Genomic DNA, 17,180 nt, shown 5'->3' on the forward strand with positions numbered 1-17,180 from the left:
GACCAGCAGTCCTCGAAGAAGTTTAATCACAAGGCTAGATCCTCAGGTGTGAATGTCATCTTGAATGAACGATAGGGATTGAATTCGCTCGGTTTCAAGCCCTGCATCTCGGTTAAACGACCAATGTTCTTGACCGCGGCAACTGCCGAGCTGTCGAACGGACCATCGCCACTGGAGCGGGCTACGCTCACCGAGGTAATGGTGCCATCAGGCAGCATGCCGATCTGCAGAACCACCGTCATGTTCTTGCGTGCAGAAGGTGGACGGGCCCAGCCTTCAGCTGCACGTGCACGGATCAGGTCGTCGAAATCGCCGGCTACCTGGTCGCCCTGCTCGTCAGCCAATGCCTGCTGGCGCTCGGTGGTGTCAGACAACAGCTCGGCCAGGGCCTGGGCTTTCTTGTCTTCTGCCGCCTTGCGGGCTGCATCCTGTGCCTTCTTCTTGGCCGCATCTGCTGCAGCTTTCTTCTTGGCGTCTTCAGCAGCTTTTTTCTTCGCCTCTTCGGCCACTGCTTTCTTCTTGGCATCCTCGGCCGCCTTCTTCTTGGCGTCCTCGGCTGCTTTTTTCTTGGCTTCTTCAGCCGCCTGCTTCTTGGCGTCTTCAGCAGCCTTTTTCTTGGCTTCCTCTTCGGCCTTTTTCTTGGCGATGTCAGCCTGTTGCTTCTCGGCAGCCTTCTTGGCTTCTTCGGCTTTCTTGGCTTCGGCGGTTTTCTTCGCTTCGTCAGCCTTCTTGGCTTCCTCGGACTTCTTCGCCTCAGCTTCGGCGCGCGCCTCTTCAGCCTTTTGAGCCGCTTCCTCTTTCTTTTGTTCCGCAGCCTTCACTGCTTGCTGCTCGACCTTCTTCTGCTCCATCTGTTCTTCTTCGGTCTGACGCGAAGCAGTTTTCTTCGCTTCACCCGCAATCTTCTGATTGGTCTGGGTGGTGGCCTGACTTTTTGATTTCAGCTGGTACAGGGTTGCCTGGACAATAGGCTTGGCCGGCGGCAGTTCAGGGGTCATGGCAAAACTGACGAACAGCATGCCGAACACCAGAACGTGCAGCGCAATGGCCCAGACACTGGGCCAGAAATAGCTTTCCGAGGCGGATGGCTCTCGCTGTTGCATCAGGGCGCCTCGGTAATCAGGCCAACGTTACCGACACCTGCTTTCTGCAACCCGCCCATGGCACCCATGACCGCGCCGTAGTCGACGGACTTGTCGCCACGGATGAAGACCTGGGTCTGTTTGCCCTGGTCACGTCCGGCGGCGATGATCTTGGTCACCGCGTCGGTCATTTGCGGCAAGGTCATGGCCTTGTCCATCTGCTTCTCGGTGTCGACTTCACTGCCAAGGTTCCAGAAGTAGGTCTTGTCTGCCTTGATCGAAATAGTCAGGACCTGGACGTTGTTGTCCTGCGGCAAGGCTTCACTGGAAACCTTGGGCAGGTCGACCTTCACGCCCTGGTTGAGCATCGGTGCGGTCACCATGAAAATGACCAGCAGTACCAACATCACGTCGATGTAAGGCACCACGTTCATCTCGGCGACCGGCTTGCGTTTGTGGCGAACTCGGGCCATGGGCTTTTACCTGATCACTCTTCGCTGGTGTGCACTTTACGGTGCAGGATGGCCTGGAACTCGTCGGCGAACGTGTAGTAACGGCCGATCAAGACTTCACTGCGGGCAGCGAAACGGTTGTAGGCAATAACCGCTGGAATGGCGGCAAACAGGCCGATCGCGGTGGCGATCAGCGCCTCGGCGATACCCGGCGCTACGGTCGCCAGGGTTGCCTGCTGGGCACTGGCCAGACCGCGGAAGGAGTTCATGATGCCCCAGACGGTACCGAACAGACCGATATACGGGCTGGTGGAACCGACTGTCGCCAGGAACGGCAGGCTCTGCTCGAGCTTTTCTTCTTCGCGCGAGATAGCCACGCGCATGGCACGACCAACGCCTTCCATGACCGCGTCAGGATCGACACCAGGCTGCTGACGCAGACGGGAAAACTCCTTGAAGCCGGCACGGAAGACCTGCTCGACGCCCGAATCCGGATCCGGGTTGCTGCCGGCCTGACGGTACAGCTTGGACAGGTCGATCCCCGACCAGAAGCGCTCTTCGAAGCTGTCCAGGGCTCGACGACCGGCGCGCAGCATGGTGCTGCGCTGAAAAATCATGATCCATGACGTTACCGATGCGGCAACCAGAATCAGCATAACCAGCTGTACCACGATGCTGGCATTGCTGACCAGGCTCCACATGGAGGTATGGTCGACGACGTTAGCTTCCACGCTTAATCTCCTGCATTTGAATGAATACCCGGATCGCCAGCCTCGGCAAAGGCTGCACGCAGCGCTGGGGGGATGGCCCGGGGTTTGAAAGTATCGGCGCGCACACAGGCCACCAGGAACTGCCCTTCGCAGAGCAGCGTTGCATCTTTTTCGCGCCAGACCTGCTGTACGAAGCGCAAGCTGGCCCGGTTCAACTCAAGCACCTGCGCGGTAACCCGCAATTCGTCGTCCAGCCGCGCAGGCGCGTGATAGCGCGCCTCGCTGGAGTGGACCACGAACAGCAGGTTGTCCTGCGCCAATGCCGACTGGGCAAAACCCAGTGCGCGTAACCGCTCGGTGCGGGCACGCTCCATGAATTTCAGGTAGTTGACGTAATACACCACGCCGCCCGCATCAGTGTCTTCGTAGTAGACCCGACAACGGTGTGCGAACGACTCAAGCCCATTTTGCGCGCGCATACTCTAGTGCTTACTCCTCAGCTTGCCAATCCGCCCCGGCAACTGTTTTTTCATCGATTATGTCGTATTGCCAGCGTGGTCCTTCCATGACAGGCGATAGGACCACGAATTCACCAGATAAATCTGTCATTCATCGGTCTGGGCGGAAAAACCTTCGCTATTGACCGACTCGCCGAGGCGATTGGGAATGTTCAGGCCGAAATGCAGATAGGCATGGCGAGTGACCACCCTGCCCCGCGGCGTGCGCATGATGTAACCCTGCTGGATCAGGTAGGGTTCGAGCACATCCTCGATGGTGTGGCGCTCCTCACTGATCGCCGCTGCCAGGCTGTCGACACCCACTGGACCACCGTCGAACTTCTCAATCATGGTCAGCAGCAAGCGTCGGTCTTGGTGATCGAAACCACGCTCGTCAACATCCAACAGGTTCAACGCCATGTCGGCAATCGACTTGGTGATATGGCCCTTGCCGCGCACTTCGGCAAAATCTCGCACGCGGCGTAGCAGACGGTTGGCGATCCGCGGCGTACCACGAGCACGCCGGGCGATCTCGAAGGCCCCCTGGTCTTCGATCGGCAGCCCCAGAATACCGCCGGAACGGCTGACGATGGTCGCCAGGTCTTCGGTGTTGTAGAACTCCAGGCGCTGGACGATACCGAAACGGTCACGTAGCGGGTTGGTCAGCATACCGGCACGGGTGGTCGCCCCAACCAGAGTGAACGGCGGCAGGTCGAGCTTGATGGAACGTGCCGCCGGCCCTTCACCAATCATGATGTCGAGCTGGAAATCTTCCATGGCCGGGTACAGCACTTCTTCGACAATCGGAGACAAGCGGTGGATTTCGTCGATAAACAGCACGTCGTGCGGTTCAAGATTGGTCAGCAATGCCGCCAAGTCACCAGGACGCTCAAGGATCGGACCCGAGGTGCTTTTGATCGACACGCCCATTTCCTGAGCGATGATATTGGCCAGGGTGGTCTTGCCCAACCCCGGCGGGCCGAAGATCAGCGTGTGATCCAGCGATTCACTGCGCCCGCGGGCGGCCTGGATGAACAGCGCCATCTGCTCGCGTACCACTGGCTGACCGATGTATTCAGCCAGGCGTAGCGGACGGATCGCCCGGTCCTGGACCTCTTCACGGTCACGTCCGCTGGCGGCTATCAGTCGATCGGCTTCTATCACTTAGATCATTCCCTTCAGGCTGCGGCGGATCAGCTCTTCGCTGCTCAAACCTTTGGCATCGACGGCGGCCACGGCCTTGCTGGCCTCCTGGGGCTTGTAACCCAGGGAAATCAAGGCACTGACCGCATCAGCTTCGGCGCTGGAAACACTGGCGAGCGGCAATGGCCCATTGGGCACCAGCGCGAACATCGCGGGTGAAGTCTCCCAGGCTTTGAATCGGTCTTTGAGCTCGACCAGCAGACGCTCGGCGGTCTTTTTGCCGACACCGGGCACCTTGACCAGTGCTGATGCATCTTGAGCCTGGACGCAGCGTACCAGTTCGTCGACATCCAGACCTGACATCAATGCCAGCGCCAGCTTGGGACCGACACCATTAAGCCGGATCAACTCACGGAACAGCTCTCGCTCGCGCTTCTCATGAAAGCCATAGAGCAAGTGCGCATCCTCGCGCACCACCAAGTGGGTGTGCAAGGTCACGGCCTCACCCACTTTGGGAAGACGGTACAGGGTGGTCATCGGCACTTCGAGCTCGTAGCCCAGGCCGTTGACATCGACAATCAGGTGCGGCGGCTGTTTTTCAGCCAGTGTGCCGCGCAAACGTCCAATCACGTTGCAATCCTTCCTTATGGGCACCGGCAAACAACCGGTAAACCCTAACAGCAAATTCAATGACCGATGGCATTGCCCGGCCAAAATTTGTTTCAACGCATGATGTTATCAGAGCCGTAAGCGCCCGCTGCGACTGCGCGCGGTCCCCAGGCCGTGTGGCAACAGGCTGGAGCGGGTGTGTGCATGACACAGGGCGATGGCCAAGGCATCGGAGGCATCGATTTGCGGCTTCTGGGTCAACTTGAGCAGGTGCATGACCATCATCTGCACTTGCTCCTTGTTCGCCCCACCCGTGCCGGCAACCGCCTGCTTGACCTGGGTGGCACTGTATTCGGCGATTTCCAGCCCCTCTTCAATGGCGGCGACGATGGCCGCACCACGCGCCTGGCCCAACTTGAGCGCCGAATCGGCGTTGCGGGCCATGAACACCCGCTCAATGCCCATGGTCACCGGGCCGTACTGGCTGATGATCTCGCGCACACCTCGAAACACGATCTGCAAGCGCTCGGGCAACTCGCCGCTACCGGTTCGAATACACCCGGATGCCACATACTCACAGCCCCGTGGCCCCTGGCGCACCACGCCGTAGCCGGTGATGCGCGAGCCAGGGTCGATGCCCAGAATCAAAGTCATAACGCCTGCATCATCAATGACACCCGTAGGCATCGTTGCAAAGACAGAAGCCGGACCCTCCTGCAGTCACGGTGTGTCTGCAAGGGGGCCCGGCTTCCAACCCGCCAAGGCTTTAGTTAACCAAGGCTTTCCATGACGTCGTCAGGAATCTCGGCGTTGGAGTAAACGTTCTGCACGTCGTCCAGGTCTTCGAGCATGTCAATCAGCTTGAGGACCTTTTGCGCACCGTCCAGATCCAGTTCGGCACTGGTGGTCGGCTGCATGACGATTTCCGCATCCGCCGCCTTGAAGCCGGCTTCTTCCAGCGCATTGCGCACGGCATAGAAGCTGGCAAAAGAGGTAAATACATCGAAGGAGCCGTCTTCATTGCTGACGACGTCGTCAGCATCGGCCTCCATCGCCGCCTCCATCAGCGCATCCTCGTCGACACCTGCGGCAAAACTGATCTGCCCCTTGCGCTCGAACAGGTAGGCAACCGAACCGTCGGTACCGAGATTGCCACCGCATTTGCTGAAGGCATGACGCACGGCCGCTGCAGTACGGTTGCGGTTGTCGGTCATGGCCTCGACCATGATCGCCACGCCGCCCGGGCCGTAGCCCTCGTAGCTGAGCTCTTCAACGTTATCGGCCTCGGTCGCGCCAGCACCACGGGCAATCGCCCGATCGATGATGTCGCGGCTCATGTTAGCCCCCAACGCCTTGTCCAGGGCCAGGCGCAAACGCGGGTTGGTAGCCGGGTCGCCACCGCCCTGCTTGGCGGCGACGGTCAGCTCACGAATCCACTTGGTGAAGATCTTGCCCCGCTTGGCGTCCTGACGCTCTTTGCGGTGCTTGATGTTTGCCCACTTGGAATGACCAGCCATAACGCACTCCGAATCCTTTGAAACAATGCCATGCCCCTCCCCGGCGCAAACCGGGCAGGGACGATAAAATCAGTACTGCTTAACGCAAAGGCGCATCCATGTGGATGCGCCCGGGGTCCGCTTACTCAGCCTTGGGCTGTTCGCGCAGACGGATGTGCAGTTCGCGCAGGGCTTTGGCGTCGACCAGGCCTGGCGCCTGGGTCATGACGCAGGCGGCACTCTGGGTTTTCGGGAAGGCGATGACTTCACGAATCGACTGAGCGCCGGTCATCAGCATAACCAGACGGTCCAGACCAAAGGCCAGGCCACCGTGCGGTGGGGCGCCAAACTTCAGGGCGTCGAGCAGGAAGCCGAACTTCTCTTCCTGTTCAGCCGCCTCGATACCCAGCAGACGGAATACCGCCTGTTGCATTTCCTTGCGGTGAATACGGATCGAACCGCCGCCCAGCTCAGTGCCGTTGAGGACCATGTCGTAGGCACGCGACAGTGCGGTGGCCGGGTTGGCCTCCAGCTCTTCGGGGCTGCACTTGGGTGCGGTGAACGGGTGGTGCAGCGCGGTGAAGCTGCCGTCGTCGTTCTCTTCGAACATCGGGAAATCAACAACCCACATCGGTGCCCACTCGCAGGTGTGCAGGTTGAAATCGTTGCCGACCTTGATCCGCAGGGCGCCCAGCGCCTCGCTGACAATCTTGGCCTTGTCGGCACCGAAGAACACGATGTCGCCGTCGACCGCACCGACGCGATCAAGGATCACGTTGAGGTTGGCCTCAGGAATGTTCTTGACGATTGGCGACTGCAGGCCCTCGACGCCTTTGGCGCGTTCGTTGACCTTGATGTACGCCAGGCCCTTGGCACCATAAATGCCGACGAACTTGGTGTACTCGTCGATGCGGCTGCGCGGCATGCTGGCTGCGCCAGGTACACGCAGGGCGGCAACGCGGCACTTCGGATCGTTGGCCGGGCCACTGAAGACCTTGAATTCAACGTCCTTGAGCTGGTCAGCGACGTCGACCAGTTCCAGCGGGTTACGCAGGTCTGGTTTGTCGGAACCGTAGCGGCGCATGGCTTCTTCGAAGGTCATGTGCGGGAACTCACCGAACTCCAGGTCCAGGACTTCCTTGAACAGCTTGCGGATCATGCTCTCGGTCAGGCCCATGATCTCGGATTCATCGAGGAAACTGGTCTCGATGTCGATCTGGGTGAATTCTGGCTGACGGTCAGCACGCAGGTCTTCGTCGCGGAAGCACTTGGCAATCTGGTAGTAGCGATCGAAACCGGCAACCATCAGCAATTGCTTGAACAGTTGCGGCGATTGCGGCAGGGCGAAGAAGCTACCGGCGTGGGTACGGCTCGGCACCAGGTAGTCACGCGCGCCTTCAGGGGTGGCGCGGGTGAGGATCGGCGTTTCCACGTCGAGGAAACCGTTTTCATCCAGGAAGCGACGGATGCTGGTGGTGATGCGCGAACGCAGACGCAGCTTTTCGGCCATTTCTGGACGACGCAGGTCGATGAAGCGATAGCGCAGGCGGGTTTCCTCGCCGACATCGGAGTATTCGTTGAGCGGGAACGGCGGGGTCTCCGCCTCGTTGAGCACGGTCAGCTCATAACCCAGCACTTCGATGGCACCGGAGGCCATGTTGGCGTTCACAGCGCCAGCTGGACGCGGACGCACCTTACCGGTGATCTGTACCACGTATTCGCTACGCACGCGGTCAGCGGCGGCGAAGCTGTCTGCGCGATCCGGGTCGAAGACGACCTGAGCCATGCCTTCGCGGTCACGGATATCGAGGAAAATCACCCCGCCGTGGTCGCGGCGACGATGGACCCATCCGCAAAGGGTAATTTCCTGACCTTCCAGGCTCTCGTTCAGTTGGCCGCAATAATGGCTGCGCATCATGATGGTGGTTTCGCTTCTCGTCATTCGTGTGTTCAGTGGAGGCCTTGGCGCCCCAAAGGGCTAATAGTGCAAGACCCTGCCGGTGCAATTCAACTCAGTCGGCCTTGTCGCCGCCTGCAAGGTTCTTTTTTGCGCCGGTCTTGAAGTCGGTTTCGTACCAACCTGTGCCGCCCAGACGGAAACCGGGGGCAGAAATCAGCTTCTTGAGCTCAGGCTTTTGACACGCCGGGCAATCGGTCAGCGGCGCGGCGCTGATTTTCTGGAGGACTTCCATCTGGTGATCACAGGAAGCACATTGATAGTCGTACAGGGGCATAGGCGTGTCTCGTTAACCACAGCGCGGGCGGGTTCAGGCAGTAAAGAGCGGGATTATATATGGTTAAGGAGTGCTGTGCAGCCCGGCAACCGACTAGCGTCATACCTGTGTGCCGAGCAGATAGACGACACAGACCACCCGAATCAGGCCGCTGAAATTTTTCACCCCGCCATGGCGCAGGTGCACCTCGCGGTCTACGTAGGACAACACCGCGTTGACTGAGCACTGGTTGGCCTCAGCGATACGCTCAAGGATGCGCCAGTAGACCTCCTCCAGACGCAGGCAGGTGGCAAACCCATTCAACCGCACCGAGCGGGATAACGGCTGAGCCAGACCCATATTGAAATTCGCCTCGAACGGATCGACACCCTCCTTGCCGGGCACACGCCCTCCGCGACTCTTCCATGAAGACATACAAGCACCACGCGATTTAACTAACAGGGAAATAACCCTGAGTAATGTTATTCACTCAGAGACAGGCCCTAATAAAGCGCTGTAGTACTGATGGCTTCCAGCGGACCTACTTAACGCTCGCTGTAGGATTGCTCAGCAAATTGCCAGGGATCGAATAACGAATAGAACGCTTTCCCTAGTAACGATAAATACCTGGACATTCGATAAATCCAGGTATTTATGTTTTTCCGATTACCGCGTAACGGACTTATCTCTCTTCTAGCAGCGAGCGCAGCATCCAGGCCGTCTTTTCATGCACCTGCATACGCTGGGTGAGCAGGTCTGCCGTCGGCTCGTCGCTGACCTTATCGAGCAGCGGGAAGATGCTGCGCGCCGTACGGGTCACGGCCTCCTGCCCTTCCACCAACTGCTTGATCATTTCATTGGCGGGCGGCACGCCCTCTTCTTCCTTGATTGACGACAAGCGTGCATATATCGAGTAAGCCCCTGGCGCTGGGAACCCCAGAGCACGGATACGCTCAGCGATGGAGTCTACCGCCAGCGCCAGTTCGTTATATTGCTCTTCAAACATCAAGTGCAATGTGCGAAATGCCGGACCCGTGACGTTCCAGTGGAAGTTATGGGTTTTCAGGTACAGTACATACGTGTCGGACAAGAGACGCGACAATCCATCGACAATGGACTTGCGATCTTCTTCGCTAATACCGATATCAATAGCCATGCGATTCCCCTTTCTATGATGCTTGATGATCAAGTAGGTACACCCCACTGTATCAAGACTTGCCGCTGGCTGCAGCCTTGCCCCTGCGACACAACGCTGCAGGCACCGAGGGCTCGGGCCGAGAGCCAAGCGACACACGGTTTGCCGATGATTTGAGAAGCCAGGGGCTTTGCTGTTAAATAGGCGGCGTGCCGCCCCTGAAGATTGTCAACGCAGGGGCGTATAGGCTGACCTTTTCTCACGTTTTTGCGCTTCTCAAGCCAATGCGCGCCGTGATGTCAGCTCTTCCTGTGATATGCCTTATCAATGTGAGCCAACCAACATGTTCAAGATCGTCCACCTGTTGACGGGCGCTGCAGCTTTGCTGCTGTCCTTCATCCCGAGCCTAAGAACCGACGCAGTTCCCCTGCTGCAGCAACCGGAAGCCGTTTACCTGGCGCTCTTCGGCCTGCTCAACCTGCTCCTTGCCCCCGTCGTGCCTCAGCACTACAAAGGCGCACGCCTGCATTTGCAACGCCTTGCCAGTGCTCTGCTGGTACTGGCCGTGGTACTGCAGACCCTGACCCTGCTGGCCCGCCCGGAGCTGGGCAACCTGCCTGCGCTGGCCAGTTCGCTGTTAGCTGTCGCGCTGCATCTGGTCGCTGGCTTGCTCAAAACCACCAGCGCGCGCAGCCAGCACACGCAATACGACATGAGCAACCGCGATACCGGCACGGTCAAGTGGTTCAATACCTCCAAAGGTTTTGGCTTCATTTCCCGCGATTCAGGCGATGATATCTTCGTGCACTTTCGCGCCATTCGCGGCGAAGGTCACCGCGTACTGGTCGAGGGCCAACGCGTGGAGTTCTCCGTGATGAACCGCGACAAAGGCCTGCAAGCTGAAGACGTGATCGCCGCCCCACGGCGCTGATCCGGCAATAAAAAACCGCGGCGCCTGGGCGACCGCGGTTTTTTTACGTCTGCATCAAGCGCCTATTAATAGTGAGGCGGTGGCGCCTCTTCTTCGCTGCTCGAGTACTGACCGACCATTTCCTCGTAACGCTTGAGCAAAGCGCCCATCTGCAGCTGCAGGCGCTCCACCACCCGCTGCTGCTCAACCAGCACATCATTGAGCGCCTGAATTGTATCGTCCTGAAAGGCCAGGCGGCTTTCCAGCTCGGTTACCCGCGCTTCAAGTGTCATTTTTCACACCTCGGCGAATGTAAAGTCGTCGTCCAACACCGTCGCCAAACGCTGGCGGATCTGCGCAATGTGCTCGACGTCATACGCCACAGCCGGCTTGGTCCCCCAGACCGGCGCAGGCCAAGCGGGATCATTACGTCGGCGGACAATGACATGCATATGCAGTTGGCTAACCACATTGCCCAGGGTCGCGACATTCATTTTATCAGCGGCAAAACTGTCTTTAAGCGTTTCAGCGAGGAACGTGGTTTCTTTCCAGAGTTGCGCCTGATCACTGTCATCAAGTTGAAATAATTCACTGATATCAGCGCGGCGCGGCACCAGAATAAACCAGGGATAGTTGGCATCCTTGCTCAGCAACAGCCGGCAGAGAGGAAAGTCCCCCAGTACATAAGTGTCTTCTTGAAGACGCGGATCCAAACTAAACACAGGGGAATCTCCTACACCCATTTAATACTTTGTCCACGCAACGCACCGCAGACCGAATGCTGCAGGATACCTCCGATTGCTTGGCGGAGCATGGTCAGCCTGTCAGCAAAGTCGACAAACGCACCTCATTCAGCCACGTTCATACGCCACACCGGCGAAAAATGAGCAGGTAACAGGACCCACGGTAACGAAACGCTACTTTTCGCACCAAAATGAGGCTTGCCCCGCACGAACAGCACCCAAAGTATCCGTAAACTACTCAGCACGCAGGATTTACGGTAACGATCTGACCTAAAGGACAGCTTTTAGTTTTATTCCAAAACAAGCTGGCCAAACGAACCAACGGATCTTAGCCCCCCGGATTTACGGCACCGAAAGGTTTTTTTTCAGGCAGTCGTGAAAATTTTGTGAACTGCGCCCTCTTTTGAGCACGCTTGTTGCATTCACATCCGCCACAGTCGGCACGACACCTGCACTCATGCGGTGGAGCGCGACAAATAACACAGTTGCATGGGTAAACCAGGGAGTACTGGGGGGCCAAGAGGCTAGATTGTTTTTACCTAACCTTAAGCCGCCCGGACCAGCGCTGGAGTTGTACGCCCCGCAGAAACGGGACGTGATTTGCGACAGGGACTTAACCGTTAGCGACATGACCGTAAAGTTACCGAAAGGTTCTTTTCCCCCATATCGCCAACTACAGTCTGCGTGATATACATTTCCGCCGACACAAAAAGAAAGAGCCGCGCCGTAAAAAAAAATCAAAGGCGACGGCAGTACTCTTCCTAAAAACCAAAGGAGCAAGTCACGATGCGCGTGATGAAGTGGAGCATGATCGCCCTGGCTGTTGCAGCCGGCGCCTCGCAGATGGCAGTAGCCTCGTCCCAAAGTGAGTCCAAGGGCTTTGTAGAAGACAGCCAACTGAACGTCAAAACTCGCATGCTGTATTTCAGCCGCGACTTCCGTAACAACGATGATCCAAAAAGCCGTTCCGAAGAGACCGGCCTGGGCTTTCTCGGCACTTACGAATCCGGCTTCACTCAAGGTGCTGTCGGTTTCGGTGTTGATGCCATTGGCATGCTTGGCCTGAAACTGGACAGCGGCAAGGGCCGTGCCGGTACCGGCCAGTTCCCTACCGGCTCCGACGGACGCTCCGAAGACTCCTTCTCCGAAGGCGGCGGTGCAGTCAAAATGCGCATCTCCGACACCGTCCTGAAATACGGCACTCAGTTCACTGCCATGCCTGTCCTGGCCACTGACGACAGCCGTCTGCTGCCAGAAACCGTTGAAGGCTTCCTGCTCACCAGCCAGGAAATCAAAGGCCTGGAACTGAATGCCGGTCACTTCACCTCGCTCAATGCCCAGTCGCAGTCATATCACGACAGTATCGGCGGCCTTGACGAAAACCGCCAAAAGAAACCAGGCCTGACCAGTGCCGACGTTCTCGGTGGTAGCTACTCCTTCACCGACAACCTGAGCACCAGCCTCTATTACTCCAAAGTTGAAGATTACTGGCGCAAGTACTACGCCAACGTCAACTGGGCGCTGCCAATCAATGATGACCAAGGTCTGGTGTTCGACGTTAACTTTTATGACACTAAGAGCGACGGCGCTGCGCTGTATACCGCCTATGACGGCGACAAACTGGACAACCAGGCATACAGCCTGTCGGCTGCCTACAATATTGGCGCTCACACCTTCACCCTGGCTCACCAGCGTGTAACCGGCGACGGTGACTACGGTTATGGCGTCGACGGTGGCGGTACCATCTTCCTGGCCAACTCCGTGGCCCGCTCTGACTTCAACGCCGAAGACGAAAAATCCTGGCAGGCTCGCTACGACCTGAACATGGCCAGCTACGGCGTTCCAGGCCTTAGCTTCATGACCCGTTACGTTACCGGTGAAGGCGCCAACGTCGAAGGCACCAGCAATGGTAAAGAGTGGGAACGTGACATCGAAGCCAAGTACGTCCTGCAAGAAGGCGCTGCCAAGGACCTGAGCTTCCGTATTCGCCAAGCCACCTACCGTTCCGCCGACGGCGTTTACTACGGTTCGTCATCGCTGGACGAACTGCGTCTGATCGTCGAGTACCCGCTGAGCATCCTGTAAGCCCCGCGCTTTCAGTATCCCCAGTACGAAAGAGCCCGGCACTGCCGGGCTTTTTCTTGTCTCGATTCGGGCTGACAACGCCTTCGTGCTCCGGCATCCTGTACGCCACCGAATCGCCCCCGTACAATGCGGGGTCATTTAAAGTCTTAAGCAACCGACAACGGCCTACCATGCGCACCAGTCAATATTTGCTCGCCACCCAGAAAGAAACCCCTTCCGACGCGGTCGTCATCAGCCACCAGCTCATGCTGCGGGCCGGCATGATCCGCAAGCTCGCATCCGGCCTTTATACCTGGCTGCCGATGGGCCTTCGGGTAATGCGCAAGGTTGAGACCGTGGTCCGCGAAGAAATGAACGCCGCCGGCGCCCTGGAAGTGCTGATGCCGAGCATCCAGCCTGCCGAGCTGTGGCAGGAATCCGGTCGTTGGGAACAATACGGCCCAGAGCTGCTGCGCTTGAAAGACCGCCACGGTCGTGACTTCTGCGTGGGCCCAACCCACGAAGAAGTGATCACCGACCTGGCCCGCAACGAGCTCAACAGCTATAAACAGCTGCCACTGAACATGTACCAGATCCAGACCAAGTTTCGTGACGAAATCCGTCCGCGCTTCGGCCTGATGCGTGGCCGCGAGTTCATCATGAAGGACGCCTACTCCTTCCATGCCGACCAGGCTTCCCTGCAGGAAACCTACGACCGCATGCACCTGGCCTACAGCAACATCTTTACCCGCCTGGGCCTGGACTTCCGTCCTGTGCAAGCCGACACCGGCTCGATCGGCGGTAGCTACTCCCACGAATTCCATGTACTGGCAGAGTCCGGTGAAGACGACGTGATCTTCAGCGACAGCTCCGACTACGCCGCCAATATCGAAAAGGCCGAGGCCATTCCACGGGAAACCGTGCGCCCGGCGCCTAGCGAAGAATTGCGCCTGGTCGACACCCCGGATGCCAAGACCATTGCGCAGCTGGTGGAAAACTACAACTTGCCGGTCGAAAAGACCGTCAAGACCCTGATCGTGCACGCCGCCGAAGAAGGCAAGCTGATTGCCCTGATCGTCCGTGGCGACCACGAGCTCAACGAAATCAAGGCCGCCAACCTGGAACAGGTTGCCAGCCCGCTGGTCATGGCCACCGACGACGAACTGCGTAACGCCATTGGCGCCGGTGCCGGTTCGCTCGGCCCACTGAACCTGCCCCTGCCGTGCATCATCGACCGTTCGGTTGCACTGATGAGCGACTTCGGCATTGGTGCCAACATCGACGACAAGCACTATTTCGGCGTCAACTGGGAACGTGACCTGCCCGTTCCGCAAGTGGCCGACCTGCGCAATGTCGTAGAAGGCGACCCAAGCCCAGATGGCCAGGGTACTCTGGTGATCAAGCGCGGCATCGAAGTCGGGCACATCTTCCAGTTGGGCACCAAGTACAGCGAAGCGCTCAAGTGCCAGGTCCTGGGTGAAAACGGCAAGCCGGTGACCCTGAGCATGGGTTGCTACGGTATTGGCGTGTCCCGCGTGGTGGCTGCCGCCATCGAGCAGAACTACGACGAGAACGGCATCATCTGGAGCGACACCCTGGCGCCGTTCCAGATCGCCCTGGTACCGCTGCGCTACGAAACCGAACAGGTGCGTGAAGCCACCGACAAGCTCTACGCCGAGCTGACTGCTGCCGGATTTGAAGTGCTGCTGGACGACCGCGACAAGAAAACCAGCCCAGGCATCAAGTTCGCTGACATGGAACTGATCGGCATTCCACACCGGATCGTGATCAGCGACCGCGGCCTGGCTGAAGGCAACCTGGAATACAAACACCGTAAGGAGCGTGACGCACAACCGCTGCCATTGGCCGAGGTGGTGTCCTTCCTGCAAGCTCGCATCCGCCGCTAAGCCAACGCAAGAGTAATCATGTTCAAGCGAAGTACCTTTACCCTGGGGGGCGCCGCACTAAGCGGCGCCCTGTTGCTCAGCGGTTGCGCCAACCAGATGTCCCAGCGCAGCGAGCATGAGGAACGCATCGAGCGCAAGCTGCTCGAACATAGCCTGCAGATCGATGTCGGGGACCCCAAGGTACTCGAGCTGCCGCAGCGGCGTGTGCGTATTAACGAACAGAAGAACTTCGAAGTCACTGAGTTCGAAGTCACCCGTCGTTACGATCGCTACACGCCCTACCAGCCCTGGCGGGAAGTCTACGAGATTCCGCTGGGTGCGGTGGCCGTGGTCGCCGGTGTCGGCGCCAACGTGGTCAACATCTTTGCGCTGGGCAACCTGCCCGATAGCGTCACCCGTGACTGGTTCAGCTACGGCGTCGACGGCCTCAATCCCTTTATGAACGCCCAGTCCAATGGTCGCTCCCAGCAGAACCTTGCCGGGATCACCGAGGTACAGAAGGACAAACGCCAGGAGTACACCAGCCTGCCGTGGAGTGATCGTCCGGTCGAGGTCAAGGCTGGCAAGGTCAGCCATAGCCTGACCACGGACCGCAACGGGGTATTGCTGCTGAATTTGCTCGACAGCCCCTTCTCTGAGCAGAACCTGACGCACATCGGCACCCTGCACCTGCAAGTCGCCGATGAAGACAACAATGTCCGTGGTGATGCCAGCCTGTTGATTAGCAGCAACTTGCGCAACAAGCTGGTGGAAGCCCACGACCTGATCTTCGATGATCTTGAAGATGATGAAGTCAGTCAGTGGGTGCACCGGGTCAAGCGTCTGTCGGAGTTGGGCCTGGAAGAAGAAGCCAGTGAGCTGGAACAAAGCCTGATTGAGCTCACCCGCAATGATCCTGAGCTGCAACAGGAGTTTCTGCAGTCGCTGACCAAGGATGCCGGCCGCCTGGTTGCTGATCCTGGCGTGCATTGATTACTGAACATCGATCCGTTGTAGGCGCCAGCCTTGCTGGCGCTGGGATCGCCCCAGGGTCAGGTCTCAATCGCGACTAAACAGCTCCAGCTGTTCATGGCCACCCCGCAAATCCTGCAAACGCACACCAATCCCCAACAACCGTACCGGTTTGCTGCCCCGGGCAAACGCCTGGCTGAGCAATAACTGGTAACTGCCCAAGTCGCGTCCGGCACCGGCCTGTTCCAGAGTCGTCTGGGTAAAGTCGTGAAACTTCACTTTGACGAAGGGCTTGCCCGGTCGGTAACTGTCATCGATACGCGCCATTCGTCCCGCCAGGGTTTCCATCAGTTCCGGTAGTTTTTCCAGGCAACTGGCCAGGTCAGGCAGATCCGTGTCGTAGGTGTTTTCCACACTGACCGACTGACGACGGCTGTCATTGTGCACCACGCGATCATCGATACCCCGCGCCAGCCCCCACAGCCGTTCGCCAAAGCTGCCAAATTCGCGTGCCAACGCCAACCGACTCCAGTCGCGCAGCTCCAGGCAGTGGGTGATACCCAGGCGCCCGAGCTTGTCGGCGGTTACCTTCCCCACACCGTGCAACTTGCTGACCGGCAGCGCGGCAACAAAGGCTTCGACTTCATTGGGGGTGATCACAAACAAGCCATTGGGTTTACGCCAGTCACTGGCGATCTTGGCCAGGAACTTGTTCGGTGCCACCCCAGCCGACACCGTGATATGCAGTTGCTGGGCTACCCGACGGCGAATATCGGCGGCTATGCGCGTGGCACTGCCGGCGAACCAGGAGCTGTCGGAAACATCCAGGTAGGCTTCGTCCAGCGACAACGGCTCGATCAGGTCGGTGTAATCGCGAAAGATCGTGTGAATTTCCCGAGATGCTTCTTTATAAGCATCCATACGTGGCTTGACGATCAACAAATCGGGGCACAGGTGAAGTGCATGTCGGGACGACATCGCCGAACGCACCCCATACGCCCGAGCCTCGTAGTTGCAGGTAGCAATGACGCCACGCCGCTCAGCCGAGCCCCCTACCGCCAGCGGCCGTCCAGCCAGGCGCGGGTCGTCACGCATTTCAATAGCGGCGTAGAAGCAATCGCAATCAATATGGATGATCTTGCGCTGGGACATCGGCAACCGTTGGTAGAGATGAACAATCGTGTAGGCAGTATCTCATTCCACCGCGCCTGCGCACCACAAGCACTGGATAAACATCCACGCCTTTACCCTCAATCCCCAGCACAGCT

At 58.4% G+C, this 17,180-nt stretch carries 19 protein-coding genes; 4 read left to right on the forward strand and 15 right to left on the reverse strand.

From position 1 onward, the window contains the following. Positions 1-26: 26 nt before the first annotated feature. The 12 genes from tolA to CX511_RS20045 all read right to left on the reverse strand — a co-directional run bounded on the left by tolA (position 27) and on the right by CX511_RS20045 (position 9,358). A complete protein-coding gene (tolA, locus tag CX511_RS19990) occupies positions 27-1,103 on the reverse strand; it encodes a cell envelope integrity protein TolA (protein ID WP_082071401.1) in 1,077 nt (358 codons plus the stop codon). Continuing rightward, positions 1,103-1,555 carry a protein TolR gene (gene tolR, locus CX511_RS19995; protein WP_028943072.1) on the reverse strand — a complete coding sequence of 151 codons (453 nt, stop codon included), beginning with the start codon at positions 1,553-1,555 and terminating at the stop codon, positions 1,103-1,105. The genes tolA and tolR overlap by 1 nt, the downstream gene beginning before the upstream one ends. Before the next feature lie 14 nt (positions 1,556-1,569). After that, positions 1,570-2,265: a protein TolQ gene (tolQ, locus tag CX511_RS20000; protein ID WP_010223192.1), complete on the reverse strand. Its 696-nt coding sequence runs from the start codon at positions 2,263-2,265 to the stop codon at positions 1,570-1,572. 2 nt (positions 2,266-2,267) lie between these two features. Further along, the gene (gene ybgC, locus CX511_RS20005) at positions 2,268-2,723 is read right to left on the reverse strand and encodes a tol-pal system-associated acyl-CoA thioesterase (RefSeq protein WP_045187723.1); all 456 of its coding nucleotides are present in this window, start codon (positions 2,721-2,723) and stop codon (positions 2,268-2,270) included. Positions 2,724-2,849: 126 nt separating this feature from the next. Next, positions 2,850-3,905, reverse strand: a complete 1,056-nt coding sequence (gene ruvB / locus CX511_RS20010; RefSeq protein WP_045187725.1) for a Holliday junction branch migration DNA helicase RuvB — start codon at positions 3,903-3,905, stop codon at positions 2,850-2,852. Beyond that, a complete protein-coding gene (gene ruvA / locus CX511_RS20015; protein ID WP_045187727.1) occupies positions 3,906-4,514 on the reverse strand; it encodes a Holliday junction branch migration protein RuvA in 609 nt (202 codons plus the stop codon). 108 nt (positions 4,515-4,622) lie between these two features. After that, the gene (ruvC, locus tag CX511_RS20020) at positions 4,623-5,147 is read right to left on the reverse strand and encodes a crossover junction endodeoxyribonuclease RuvC (protein WP_038613867.1); all 525 of its coding nucleotides are present in this window, start codon (positions 5,145-5,147) and stop codon (positions 4,623-4,625) included. A 116-nt stretch (positions 5,148-5,263) separates the two neighbouring features. Beyond that, positions 5,264-6,010 (reverse strand): YebC/PmpR family DNA-binding transcriptional regulator, encoded by a 747-nt coding sequence (locus tag CX511_RS20025; RefSeq protein ID WP_045187729.1) that lies wholly within the window; start codon positions 6,008-6,010, stop codon positions 5,264-5,266. Between the two features lie 121 nt (positions 6,011-6,131). Further along, complete coding sequence (gene aspS, locus CX511_RS20030; RefSeq protein ID WP_045187834.1) at positions 6,132-7,907, reverse strand: aspartate--tRNA ligase; 1,776 nt, start codon at positions 7,905-7,907, stop codon at positions 6,132-6,134. Between the two features lie 94 nt (positions 7,908-8,001). After that, a complete protein-coding gene (locus CX511_RS20035; RefSeq protein WP_045187731.1) occupies positions 8,002-8,223 on the reverse strand; it encodes an FmdB family zinc ribbon protein in 222 nt (73 codons plus the stop codon). 99 nt (positions 8,224-8,322) lie between these two features. Continuing rightward, positions 8,323-8,637 (reverse strand): ribbon-helix-helix domain-containing protein, encoded by a 315-nt coding sequence (locus CX511_RS20040; protein WP_045187733.1) that lies wholly within the window; start codon positions 8,635-8,637, stop codon positions 8,323-8,325. Positions 8,638-8,884: 247 nt separating this feature from the next. After that, positions 8,885-9,358, reverse strand: a complete 474-nt coding sequence (locus CX511_RS20045) for a Dps family protein (RefSeq protein WP_045187735.1) — start codon at positions 9,356-9,358, stop codon at positions 8,885-8,887. A 322-nt stretch (positions 9,359-9,680) separates the two neighbouring features. On the opposite strand from CX511_RS20045, the gene CX511_RS25465 reads away from it, so the two are divergent. Further along, the gene (locus CX511_RS25465) at positions 9,681-10,268 is read left to right on the forward strand and encodes a cold-shock protein (RefSeq protein WP_045187737.1); all 588 of its coding nucleotides are present in this window, start codon (positions 9,681-9,683) and stop codon (positions 10,266-10,268) included. Positions 10,269-10,333: 65 nt separating this feature from the next. On the opposite strand, the gene CX511_RS20055 is transcribed toward CX511_RS25465, so the two are convergent. Both CX511_RS20055 and CX511_RS20060 read right to left on the reverse strand, forming a co-directional pair. Next, positions 10,334-10,540: a SlyX family protein gene (locus CX511_RS20055; protein WP_045187739.1), complete on the reverse strand. Its 207-nt coding sequence runs from the start codon at positions 10,538-10,540 to the stop codon at positions 10,334-10,336. A 3-nt stretch (positions 10,541-10,543) separates the two neighbouring features. Beyond that, a complete protein-coding gene (locus CX511_RS20060) occupies positions 10,544-10,969 on the reverse strand; it encodes an HIT family protein (protein WP_045187741.1) in 426 nt (141 codons plus the stop codon). Between the two features lie 807 nt (positions 10,970-11,776). On the opposite strand from CX511_RS20060, the gene CX511_RS20065 reads away from it, so the two are divergent. The 3 genes from CX511_RS20065 to CX511_RS20075 all read left to right on the forward strand — a co-directional run bounded on the left by CX511_RS20065 (position 11,777) and on the right by CX511_RS20075 (position 15,933). Beyond that, positions 11,777-13,075, forward strand: a complete 1,299-nt coding sequence (locus tag CX511_RS20065) for an OprD family porin (RefSeq protein ID WP_101292198.1) — start codon at positions 11,777-11,779, stop codon at positions 13,073-13,075. 170 nt (positions 13,076-13,245) lie between these two features. Further along, entirely contained in the window at positions 13,246-14,961 is a 1,716-nt protein-coding gene (locus CX511_RS20070) for a proline--tRNA ligase (RefSeq protein ID WP_045187744.1), read from the forward strand. Between the two features lie 18 nt (positions 14,962-14,979). Next, entirely contained in the window at positions 14,980-15,933 is a 954-nt protein-coding gene (locus CX511_RS20075) for a lipoprotein (protein WP_045187746.1), read from the forward strand. Between the two features lie 66 nt (positions 15,934-15,999). On the opposite strand, the gene dinB is transcribed toward CX511_RS20075, so the two are convergent. After that, positions 16,000-17,064, reverse strand: coding sequence for a DNA polymerase IV (gene dinB / locus CX511_RS20080; RefSeq protein WP_101292197.1), 1,065 nt, complete (start codon positions 17,062-17,064; stop codon positions 16,000-16,002). Positions 17,065-17,180: the final 116 nt, after the last annotated feature.

Source organism: Pseudomonas sp. S06B 330 (assembly GCF_002845275.2).
Lineage (GTDB): Bacteria > Pseudomonadota > Gammaproteobacteria > Pseudomonadales > Pseudomonadaceae > Aquipseudomonas.

Coding starts and splice junctions, on each gene's coding strand:
- CX511_RS20070 (WP_045187744.1), top strand. CDS start 13,246: ATGCGCACCAGTCAATATTTGCTCGCCACCCAGAAAGAAACCCCTTCC.
- ybgC (WP_045187723.1), bottom strand. CDS start 2,723: ATGCGCGCGCAAAATGGGCTTGAGTCGTTCGCACACCGTTGTCGGGTC.
- CX511_RS20055 (WP_045187739.1), bottom strand. CDS start 10,540: ATGACACTTGAAGCGCGGGTAACCGAGCTGGAAAGCCGCCTGGCCTTT.
- CX511_RS20040 (WP_045187733.1), bottom strand. CDS start 8,637: ATGTCTTCATGGAAGAGTCGCGGAGGGCGTGTGCCCGGCAAGGAGGGT.
- aspS (WP_045187834.1), bottom strand. CDS start 7,907: ATGATGCGCAGCCATTATTGCGGCCAACTGAACGAGAGCCTGGAAGGT.
- CX511_RS20065 (WP_101292198.1), top strand. CDS start 11,777: ATGCGCGTGATGAAGTGGAGCATGATCGCCCTGGCTGTTGCAGCCGGC.
- dinB (WP_101292197.1), bottom strand. CDS start 17,064: ATGTCCCAGCGCAAGATCATCCATATTGATTGCGATTGCTTCTACGCC.
- tolR (WP_028943072.1), bottom strand. CDS start 1,555: ATGGCCCGAGTTCGCCACAAACGCAAGCCGGTCGCCGAGATGAACGTG.
- CX511_RS20025 (WP_045187729.1), bottom strand. CDS start 6,010: ATGGCTGGTCATTCCAAGTGGGCAAACATCAAGCACCGCAAAGAGCGT.
- CX511_RS20035 (WP_045187731.1), bottom strand. CDS start 8,223: ATGCCCCTGTACGACTATCAATGTGCTTCCTGTGATCACCAGATGGAA.
- CX511_RS20045 (WP_045187735.1), bottom strand. CDS start 9,358: ATGGCTATTGATATCGGTATTAGCGAAGAAGATCGCAAGTCCATTGTC.
- tolA (WP_082071401.1), bottom strand. CDS start 1,103: ATGCAACAGCGAGAGCCATCCGCCTCGGAAAGCTATTTCTGGCCCAGT.
- CX511_RS25465 (WP_045187737.1), top strand. CDS start 9,681: ATGTTCAAGATCGTCCACCTGTTGACGGGCGCTGCAGCTTTGCTGCTG.
- CX511_RS20075 (WP_045187746.1), top strand. CDS start 14,980: ATGTTCAAGCGAAGTACCTTTACCCTGGGGGGCGCCGCACTAAGCGGC.
- ruvC (WP_038613867.1), bottom strand. CDS start 5,147: ATGACTTTGATTCTGGGCATCGACCCTGGCTCGCGCATCACCGGCTAC.